Genomic DNA, 9,870 nt, shown 5'->3' on the forward strand with positions numbered 1-9,870 from the left:
AACAAAATTCCGCCCAAAGCCATAGTTAAGAGTTTGACTATTTTCTTATATAGTTATCAAGAAAAGTGACAATGTAACAACAATAAGCTTAGTCATTTGCTAAAGTATGCACTAATCGTTGTTCTAGCTGTTGCCGTTGCGTGGCACAGAGGGCTTTTCCCTCCGCATTGACTAAAATAAAAAAGTCTTCGGCTTTCTCGCCAATGGTGGTGATTTTAGCATTGAGTAAATTGAGCTGTTGCTCCACAAAAACTTGGCTAATTTTGCTCAATAATCCCGCTTTATCTAAGGCAAAAAGCTCCATTTCGGTATGATCCGAACGATGTATATTTAAAAAACGTATTTGAGTTGGCACTTGAAAATGTTGCAATTTATAATTTCGCCGTTGATTTAGCAAGGCTTTAGCTGGTGTGGTTAATCCTTGGTATAAGGCTTTTTCTAATGCTCGTCGCCGCTCATTGCGTACTAAACTGCCATCAAGCTCTGACACAATAAAACTGTCCATCACATAACCATCTTGTCTGGTAATAATTTGTGCATCGTGAATACTCAAATTTTTTGTGCCAATAATGCTAACAACCTTATGAAATAAGCTAGGCTGATCCGCACAATAGATAAAGATTTCTGTTCCCCCTTTGGCAAATTTATTGCTTACCTTAACCACAAGATTATCTTGATTTTCATACAGTAACTGACTATGCCAAGCAATTTGTTTCGGCGTATTGCGTAAAAAATATTCATCAGGACATTGTTGCCACAGGGCTTGAATGGATTGCTCAGGTAATGCCTTTAATAAAATAAGGGCTTGCTGACGATTTTGAGCAATTTGTTGCTGATAATCCAACCGATGTTGCATTCCTTGATCAAATTGTTGTGAACAATATTGGTATAGGGTAAATAATAAGGTTCGTTTCCAATCATTCCATAAGGTACCATTGGTAGCACAAATATCCGCTACGGTTAAACAAACTAAATAATCCAAATGCTGTTGATCTTTAACTTTATCAGCAAAAGCTAATACCACTTCGGGATCATGAATATCACGCCGTTGTGCAGTAATGGACATAAATAAATGTTGTTGTACTAACCAACACATTAATTCGGTTTGGGTGGCATTAAAACCATGTAGAATGGCAAAATCCTGCATTTCTTTTGCCCCAAGCTCCGCATGATCACCACCTCGCCCTTTGGCAATATCATGAAATAATCCTGCTAAATATAATAGGCGGCGATCGGCTAATTGGGGAAATAATTGGGTACAAAGTGGGTGTAATTTCTGATTTTCTTGTTGTAAAAAACTTTCTAGTTTGAGCATAACACGCAAAGTATGCTCATCAACGGTATAAGTATGAAATAAATCAAATTGCATTAAGCCCACAATAGGTTGCCATTGCGGTAAATAAGCGGTTAATACCCCATATTGGTGCATAGGAAAAAAGGCACGACTGATGGCTTGAGGTTGAGCTAAAAGTTGGATAAATTTTTCCCTTGCTTTTGCATATTGGCAAAGGGGCGAATTAAGCTGACCGAGAGCAATAACTAATTCACGCAAGGTTTCAGAGTGAATATCCGCTTTATGATGTTGGGTAAGATAATAAAATAAATCCAAGATACTTTCAGGTTGTTGGGTAAAACTGGATTTGTTTTTTAATAAAATACTTTGCCCAAGCAAGCAAAAATTATCATCTAAATCCACCGCACTTGTTTTCTCTGGCGAGGTTAGAAAATGTTCTTGATAATGCTTTAATAAAATATGGCTTAATAAAGCGATATGTTGCAAACTTTGAAAAAACACTTTCATCAGTTTTTCTACCCCTTGATTGCCCTCGCCAAAACCCAGCATTTGGCTAATCTTAAGCTGGCGATCAAACAACAAGCGATTATCATAGCGTTTTAAGATCAAATGTAGGGCAAAACGAGTGCGAAATAAAAAATGCTGGCTTTGCTGTAAACAAGCATATTCTTCGGGATAAATAAACCCTGCTTGTAAAATATCACTGAGGTTTTTGGCTTTGGTATGGCGTAATGCAATCCAATACAGTAAATGTAAATCTCGCAATCCGCCCGGGCTGTTTTTAATATCAGGTTCTAAATTATAGCTGGTATTATGATAACGTTGATAACGTTCATTTTTTTCCTGTAATTTGGCTTGAAAAAAATCGGCAGCTGGCCAAAAATCTGCTTGATAATGCACCGCACTTTCTAATTGAGCAAAAATTTGCTGATTGCCACATAAATAACGGCTTTCTAATAAATTGGTAGCGATGCTAATATCTTTTTTGCCCTCCTCTATACATTGGGTAAGGCTGCGTACACTATGCCCAATATCAAAATGACAATCCCACAAAAATTGAATAAACTGAGCAATTTTTTGTTCAGTTTCGGGGCAAATAGCTGATTGACTAAGAATGAGAAAATCTAAATCAGAAAGCGGAAAAATCTCTTGCCGTCCATATCCTCCTACCGCAATCAATGCTAAATCAGGCTGTTGATTTAAAGCAAAATATTGCCAAAGATGACATAATAAATCATCACAAAATTGGTTACGTTGTGCAATCAATTCATATACATTAGCTTGATTAAAATGTGCTAATTCCCTTTGTGCTAACGCATTTTTTTGTTGTTTAATATTTTCCACTGTAGGGATTGGTTGTGCTTGATAAGAGAATAACGCCATTTTTTTCACTTCCCTAGCTTAAATGAACAAAAAGGCTTGCTATTAAAACAAGCCCCTTTTACAAGATTTAAAGATTAACCATAAAACGACTTATCCGCCCTGCTTGTTGTTCTTCATCACGAATGGTCATGACTTCGCAACCCTGTTGCGTTACTACAATTTGATGTTCATATTGTGCGGAATGACTACGATCTTTGGTTTTCACTGTCCAACCATCGCCCATTAAACGTACTTCTTTTTTGCCGGCATTAATCATAGGTTCAATGGTAAACACCATGCCTTCTTGTAAAATCACCCCACCATCATCAGCATAATAATGTAACACTTGGGGATCACAATGAAACTCCGTACCAATACCATGTCCACAATATTCACGCACCACACTAAATCCTTGTGCTTCAGTATATTGCTGAATTGCTCGCCCAATTTCATTTAAACGGATACCGGGTTTTACCTTGCGTAATCCCACATAAAGTGCCTCTTGAGCAGCCTCTACTAGCTTTTTACTGCGAATATTGGTTTCGCCTACAATGTACATTTTTGAGTTATCGCCAAAATAACCGTCCTTAATGACCGTAACATCAATGTTTAAAATATCGCCGTTTTTCAAGATTTTATCATCACTTGGAATACCATGGCACACTACTTCATTCAGGGAAATACAGGTAGCTTTAGGATAATTATGGTAACCCAAACAAGCAGGAATAACTTTTTGATGATTTACCATATAATCATGGCAAATACGATCTAATTCTCCGGTACTAATGCCAGCTTTAACATAAGGTTCAATCATCACAAGAACTTCTGCGGCTAATCGGCAAGCCTCACGCAATTTCTCAATTTCTTCACTCTTTCTTAATGGGATATTCATTTACGACTCTCTATGCTAATTAATAAAAAATTGGCTCTAAGTATAACATATTTCAAGCTAACAAAATAAGCGAAGATTTTTAACCAAAGTGCGGTCAGTTTTGGCATTTTTTCCCCATTTCAAGAAATGCTAATTTATATTTTTTTGTTCACTAACTAATAAAAACTTGAATGCTTTAGTGGGTTATTAGATAATAGCCCAATGGTTTTTGATTTGATTTTTAACTGGGGAAGCGAATGAGTGATGTAGTAGTGCCGTTGACGTTTACTGACGCAGCTGCAAATAAAGTAAAATCATTAATTAGCGAAGAAGAAAATGATGCGTTAAAATTGCGAGTGTACATTACAGGCGGTGGGTGTAGCGGTTTCCAATATGGCTTTACCTTTGATGAAAAAGTCAATGAAGGCGATTTGACCATTGAAAAATCAGGGGTGCAATTAGTCATTGATCCCATGAGCTTACAATATTTAATCGGCGGTACAGTAGATTATACCGAGGGTTTAGAAGGTTCAAGATTTGTGGTTACCAACCCAAATGCCACAACAACCTGTGGTTGTGGTTCATCATTTAGTATTTAATCTCTCAATCTTTTATTATGGATTTTCAATTTAGCCAATATCTTGGACAAACCTTAGTAAAATGCTCAATGGAACATGAAGCATTTGCCCATTGGCTAAATACTGAAATCAATGCCAATCTCAACCTTGCACAACAAATTCTCACTCAACTTAATCCCTCACAATGCCTACAAGTAAAGATGATTGAGGGGAAAGAATATAGCCTATATATTGATCAGCAACAAGTGATTTGCCAAGCAAATAGTTTGGCTTTTGGCACAGAAACAGCTCTACAATTAGAGCAGGATTTACATTATTATGATTCAGAGTCCGTAGCAAGTTGTGGTCTAGAGGATTTTATCCAACTTTTAGAAGCATATATTGCTTTTCACACAGCAAAATAATTTTTATATATAAAAACATTATATCAACTCCAAAAATAAAGCCAAAATATTCTTAAAATTTGCTATCTTTATATTGAGCATTAATCTTGCTTGCGTGTATATTAGCGCCTTTGTCATTTGTTTATAAGGAAAATTTATGTCAACAACAAATCAATATGCTAACCCCGGTCCATTAGGACTTTGCGGTTTTGCATTAACCACTTGGTTATTATGTTTAGTGAATGCAGGTATTTTTGATAGCAAGAGCTTAGGCTTAGTTATCGCTATGGCATTTGCGTTTGGCGGTACAGCCCAAATGATTGCTGGAATGTTTGAATTTAAAAAAGGCAATACCTTTGGTTTTACAGCATTTAATAGCTATGGGGCTTTTTGGTGGTCTTGGGCGTTATTTACCGTTTTCTTCAAAGGTGAAACCCCAACAACATTTGTAGCTTGGTATCTCGCTGTTTGGGGAACTTTTACCCTAATGATGTTACTTGCTACCCTGAAAAAAGCAAAAGCATTACAAGCGATTTTCTTCTGCTTAACCCTAACCTTTTATGCGTTAGCTCTTGGTGATGCCACAGGTAATCATAGTATTGTCAATATCGGTGGTTATTTAGGCTTATTAACTGCATTATGTGCTTTCTATCTAGCTGCGGCGGAAATCATAAATGAGGCCTATGGCAGAACGATATTACCGATTGGTGAACCGAAATAAATCATTTATGGATTGAAAAATACCGAGTATTATCCTCGGTATTTTTTTGTATTGCCTTATTTTATTTTAAAAAAGGATTGCTACGTTTTTCTGCTGCCAAAGTGGTGTAAGCACCATGCCCCGGAATAATGATCATTTCGTCATTTAAAGGGAAAAGTTTATTATGAATAGTTGCAATCAGCGTATCATAATCTCCACCGGGTAGATCAGTACGTCCTATACTATTCTTAAACAATACATCGCCCGTAAAAGCAATATTTTTCTCGTGTTCAATAAAACCAATATGCCCCGGACTATGTCCTGGTAAATGCAAGACTTCAAATTGAAATTCTCCAAGGGATAAAACCTCCCCCTCGCCTGCTAGCCATTGATCGGGGTCAAACGCCTCTATTTCCTCAACGCCAAAACGCTGTGATTGTTGAGGTAAAGTGGCAAATAATAATTTATCCTGTGGATTTGAACCAATAATTTCCACACCAAAATGTTGCTTTAATTGTACTGCTGCCCCAACGTGATCCAGATGACCATGGGTTAATAATATTTTGCTCAGCTTTAATCCCAATTCCTCAATACGCTGAATTAAGCGATTTCCTTCGCCACCGGGATCAATAATCGCTGCATTATTATCTTGATCCCAAATTAACGAGCAATTTTGTTGAAACGCTGTAACAGGAATAATCTCTAAATTCATAATACCACCTTGATATAAAGATATTTTTTATAAAAATAGCCGTTTATGTTGACTAAACGGCTAAGAAGTGCGGTCTAAATTTCATTTATTTTTAGCTACCACGCCAAGTACGAACTGGCCCAGTATCAATATGAATAAAATTACTTTTTGGATAATAACCTACCCCGCCATTTTTTAGGCTTTCAGCAACTTGTTTGACTTTGGCTAGGCTTACACCTTGCAAACGGAAATCAATGGCTTGCCCCCGTGTATGGTAACTATTACTGGCAACACCACGACTACGTTGGTGCATTTTGGCATTGGTTACGGGAGCTCGATAACCACAAATAACTAAAATTTCTGCATTAGGTACACCAATTTGGCGATGAATCCGATGAAGTTTGCTAAATAAATTCACGTCCATTTTATGAATTTGGTTAGTACGGCGATCACGCATTAAGTAATCTAATTTTTTTAAATTTGCACTTGAAAACCCTTTACCAACTATAAAATCTAAACTTAATTTATCCCCTGTATTCACATTTCTAAATTTTAAAATACGAGGTTTTGCTGTAGAAACAGAAGCTAATAAGGTATTAGGTAATAATGTTGCCCCTAAAACAATACCGCCGAGGGATAACCATTTACGGCGATGATGATTAATTTCATTCATAAATAATACCTATTAAAAATTGAAAAATTTAACCGCACTTTTTAAATAAAAAGGTTATAAAAATAACCTTTTTATTCTACTGAAATTGGCTTAGTTTTCCAACAAAAACTTGCTAATTACCGACCAGTTTATATTATTTAGGTTTGGCTTGGTATCATAATGATAAATATCAGGTAGGCGATACACCTGATTATTATCTACCCAAGCGGTAACATAATATAAGTAAACAGGGTGTTTGCCCTTAATCGTACAGAAGTTGTTTGCTTACTGGCTAAGGTATTTTGTTTGCGGGTTTCGTTCCAACCTACTTCATTTAATAAAAGCGTAGCCAATTCATCAGATTTTTCAACACGCACACAACCTGAGCTTAAGGCACGATTTTTACGGGAAAATAAATCTTTGCGTGGCGTATCATGTAAATAAATAGCATCAGAACTTGGCATATTAAATTTATAACGTCCTAAAGCACTGTCATCACCCGGTCTTTGACGTAAGCGATAAGGGAAATTTTTAGAGGTCATATTTTCCCAATCAATGGTATAAGGATCGATACTACGTCCTTTGCTATCAATAATGTATAACCATTACGGTAAATATAGCTTGGATCTTGACGCACTTTAGGAATAATATCTTCGTTAATTAATCTTACAGGGGCATTCCAAGGTGGATTAACCACAAGATTACTTAATTCACTATACATAACTGGCGTTTTGCGAGCATTGGTTCCCACAATCACGCGAGAGGTTAATATCAGATTACCATCACGATAATATTGTAATTTATAGCTTGGCACATTCACAAACAATCCATTTTGAAAATCAGGGATTACCCTTAAACGCTGAGCATTAATGGCTAATTGATATAATAAGGCTTTGCCTGTCGGGTTATTTAATAGCATACGGGTAGCACTTCCCACGATACCATCAGGGGTTAAGCCATGTTTTTCCTGTAATTTTTTTACTGCCGCAACAATTTCAGGGCTATAATCATTTTGTTCAAGGGTTTGTGCAGGCAATAAGTGTTTTGCTTTAAGCATTTTTATTAAAATTGCCACTTCTGGTGAATGTGTACCCGGTCTTAAGGTACTGCTAATTTCTAAATGTTTTTCCGTTTGCTCAAAAGATTGTTGAGCAAGTTGTTCTGCTAAATAATTTAATGTTTGTTGATATAAATGATTATTTGAGGAAAGTGATTGCACAAAGGCAAAATTATCGCCATTTTTCACCGCACTTAACCAAGCCTCAATTTGTTGTTCCTTCGGTGCTTTCGCACGATAGGCATTAGGGCTATATAACCATTGCTGTGCAGATTTCAATAAATGGTTAGAATAATACATATAATCTAAAAATGCGTCAGTAACCAACATATCGTAAACAAGGCTATTAGGTTCAGCACTAGCAATGGCGTCCAAACTCGTTGCCGATTTTTTTGACACACCACTTAGCACCAATGCACTATATTCGCGTAAAAACTGTTTAAGGGCTTTTTGATCTTGCCATAAAGGGGTAAAACCATTTTCGCCATAAATTTTTGTTAGTAAGTTTTCAAATTGTAATGGATACTGCCCTACTAACTCAGCGATTTTTTGTTGTGCGAGATCCACCTGTTCAATAACAGCTTGCTCAGCAGAGTTATTTGGTGTGGATAATTCTTCTTGGTTTGCTTGAGCATAAACGGCGGATAATCCATAGCCTAACAAAGCCAATTTAGTAAAATTTACCGGTTTTAGTTTAAACATAAAAAGTTCCTCGAGATGATATAGTCGTTTCAATTTAAAATGAGACAAGGCGGTACGCCGAAGACAGTACAAGTAGTACGGCGAGGCGTACCAACGCTGTATCATTTTAAAGTGGGACGACTATAAAAGGGCTAAATTAGCCCTCAATATTATTGTTGTGATAACTTGCTAAGATCTGCAGCAATCTTCTCCGCTTCGGTTAAGAAGAAGTCAGGGGCTTCATAATCTTTTGGCAAGGCATCAAGATTTTTAATTTTTTTTTTCCTTCTCGCGCAAAACGTTCATTAAGGTTTTTCAAGCGTCTTGCATCATCTTTGTCATTTTCTGCTTTGCGTTCTTTTAAATTGAGGGAAAGATACTTACGTTCTCTTCTTTCATTACGCACCGCTAAATCCCCTGCTAAAGCGATAAATTCAGGATCTTTAGCAATTCGCTCTTGATGATTTTGCTCAAGCTGATTTAACCATTGTTTTGCATTACCTGCTTGCGAATAAGAAGCCGAAGTAATTTATCCCAAGGTAAAGCATTATCTTCTTTATCTTCACCATATTCTTGCATATCAATAAGTTCAGGGAATTTAATATCTGGCGCAACACCTTTTAATTGAGTACTTCCACCATTAATCCGATAAAACTTTTGAATGGTATATTGTAAAAAACCCAAAGGATTTTGGTTTAAATCATAGACAAAATTTAGCGAACGACTTTGTTGTACTGTTCCTTTACCAAAGGTATTTTGCCCAATGATGATACCACGATCATAATCTTGAATGGCTGCGGCAAAAATTTCAGAAGCTGAAGCACTAAAACGGTTGATCATTACCACTAAAGGACCAGTATAAACCTGCTTAGCATCAGGATCTTCATGCACACGAATACGCCCAAAAGCATCTCTTACTTGCACTACTGGCCCATCACTAATAAATAACCCTGTCAATTCAACAGCCTCATTTAATGCACCGCCACCATTTTCGCGCAAATCAATCACTAAGGCTTTAACATCTTTGCCTTGCATTTCCGTTAATAATTTACGCACATCATTAGTTAAGCCTAAATAAAAACCCGGAATTTTTATGCTAGCAATCGCCTGCCCATCAATATTAGAAATAGTCAATTTAGCGGCACGATCTTCAATACGAATTTTATCTCGCACTAAGGTAACTACACGTGGTCTACCTCCTTTAGCTGGCTCAATTTCCAAACGTACTTTAGTGCCTTTTTGCCTTTAATCTTATCCACTACATCATCTAAACGCCAACCAACTACATCTTCAATTTCGCCTTTTTCTTGTCCAACGCCAATAATTCTATCACCAGAAGATAATTTTTTACTCCGTTCGGCAGGCGAACCGGGGACAAGGGATTTAATCGTAATTTCATCATCTTCTGCCTGCAATGTTGCTCCAATGCCTTCCAATGATAAATTCATATCTTCATTAAAGTTTTTGGCAGTTCTTGGTGCAAGATAACTGGTGTGTGGATCAATTTCTCGTGCAAAGGCATTTAAGAATAATTGTGTAATATCATCAGCCTTAGTTTGTGTTAAACGGCAAGATTATAACGTTTAGTTAAGGTTTTCTTA

General features: G+C 36.7%; 7 protein-coding genes and 3 pseudogenes. 3 read left to right on the forward strand and 7 right to left on the reverse strand.

The features are described 5' to 3' along the window. Nucleotides 1-88 precede the first annotated feature (88 nt). Together glnD and map are read right to left on the reverse strand one after the other, a co-directional pair. Complete coding sequence (gene glnD / locus A6A20_RS12315; RefSeq protein WP_279573699.1) at nucleotides 89-2,677, reverse strand: bifunctional uridylyltransferase/uridylyl-removing protein GlnD; 2,589 nt, start codon at nucleotides 2,675-2,677, stop codon at nucleotides 89-91. Nucleotides 2,678-2,744: 67 nt separating this feature from the next. After that, complete coding sequence (gene map / locus A6A20_RS12320; RefSeq protein WP_279571563.1) at nucleotides 2,745-3,548, reverse strand: type I methionyl aminopeptidase; 804 nt, start codon at nucleotides 3,546-3,548, stop codon at nucleotides 2,745-2,747. A gap of 236 nt (nucleotides 3,549-3,784) precedes the next feature. Between map and erpA the strand changes: the two genes are divergently transcribed. The 3 genes from erpA (at nucleotide 3,785) to A6A20_RS12335 (ending at nucleotide 5,209) form a co-directional block, all read left to right on the forward strand. Continuing rightward, a complete protein-coding gene (gene erpA, locus A6A20_RS12325) occupies nucleotides 3,785-4,126 on the forward strand; it encodes an iron-sulfur cluster insertion protein ErpA (RefSeq protein ID WP_132688209.1) in 342 nt (113 codons plus the stop codon). Nucleotides 4,127-4,143: 17 nt separating this feature from the next. Further along, complete coding sequence (locus A6A20_RS12330) at nucleotides 4,144-4,509, forward strand: YacL family protein (protein WP_279571564.1); 366 nt, start codon at nucleotides 4,144-4,146, stop codon at nucleotides 4,507-4,509. A 136-nt stretch (nucleotides 4,510-4,645) separates the two neighbouring features. Beyond that, complete coding sequence (locus A6A20_RS12335) at nucleotides 4,646-5,209, forward strand: acetate uptake transporter (RefSeq protein ID WP_279571565.1); 564 nt, start codon at nucleotides 4,646-4,648, stop codon at nucleotides 5,207-5,209. A gap of 61 nt (nucleotides 5,210-5,270) precedes the next feature. On the opposite strand, the gene A6A20_RS12340 is transcribed toward A6A20_RS12335, so the two are convergent. From A6A20_RS12340 to A6A20_RS12360, 5 genes and pseudogenes are all read right to left on the reverse strand, one after another. Further along, complete coding sequence (locus A6A20_RS12340) at nucleotides 5,271-5,900, reverse strand: MBL fold metallo-hydrolase (RefSeq protein ID WP_279571566.1); 630 nt, start codon at nucleotides 5,898-5,900, stop codon at nucleotides 5,271-5,273. A 91-nt stretch (nucleotides 5,901-5,991) separates the two neighbouring features. Further along, the gene (mepK, locus tag A6A20_RS12345) at nucleotides 5,992-6,552 is read right to left on the reverse strand and encodes a peptidoglycan L,D-endopeptidase MepK (protein WP_279571567.1); all 561 of its coding nucleotides are present in this window, start codon (nucleotides 6,550-6,552) and stop codon (nucleotides 5,992-5,994) included. 90 nt (nucleotides 6,553-6,642) lie between these two features. Then, a pseudogene (locus A6A20_RS12815) lies at nucleotides 6,643-7,588 on the reverse strand (L,D-transpeptidase family protein). Nucleotides 7,589-7,759: 171 nt separating this feature from the next. Next, nucleotides 7,760-8,395, reverse strand: a pseudogene (locus tag A6A20_RS12820) (L,D-transpeptidase scaffold domain-containing protein); the annotation flags it as partial. Nucleotides 8,396-8,439: 44 nt separating this feature from the next. Continuing rightward, nucleotides 8,440-9,870: pseudogene (locus tag A6A20_RS12360) on the reverse strand (carboxy terminal-processing peptidase); the annotation flags it as partial.

The organism is Volucribacter amazonae, from assembly GCF_029783845.1.
Classification (GTDB): domain Bacteria; phylum Pseudomonadota; class Gammaproteobacteria; order Enterobacterales; family Pasteurellaceae; genus Volucribacter; species Volucribacter amazonae.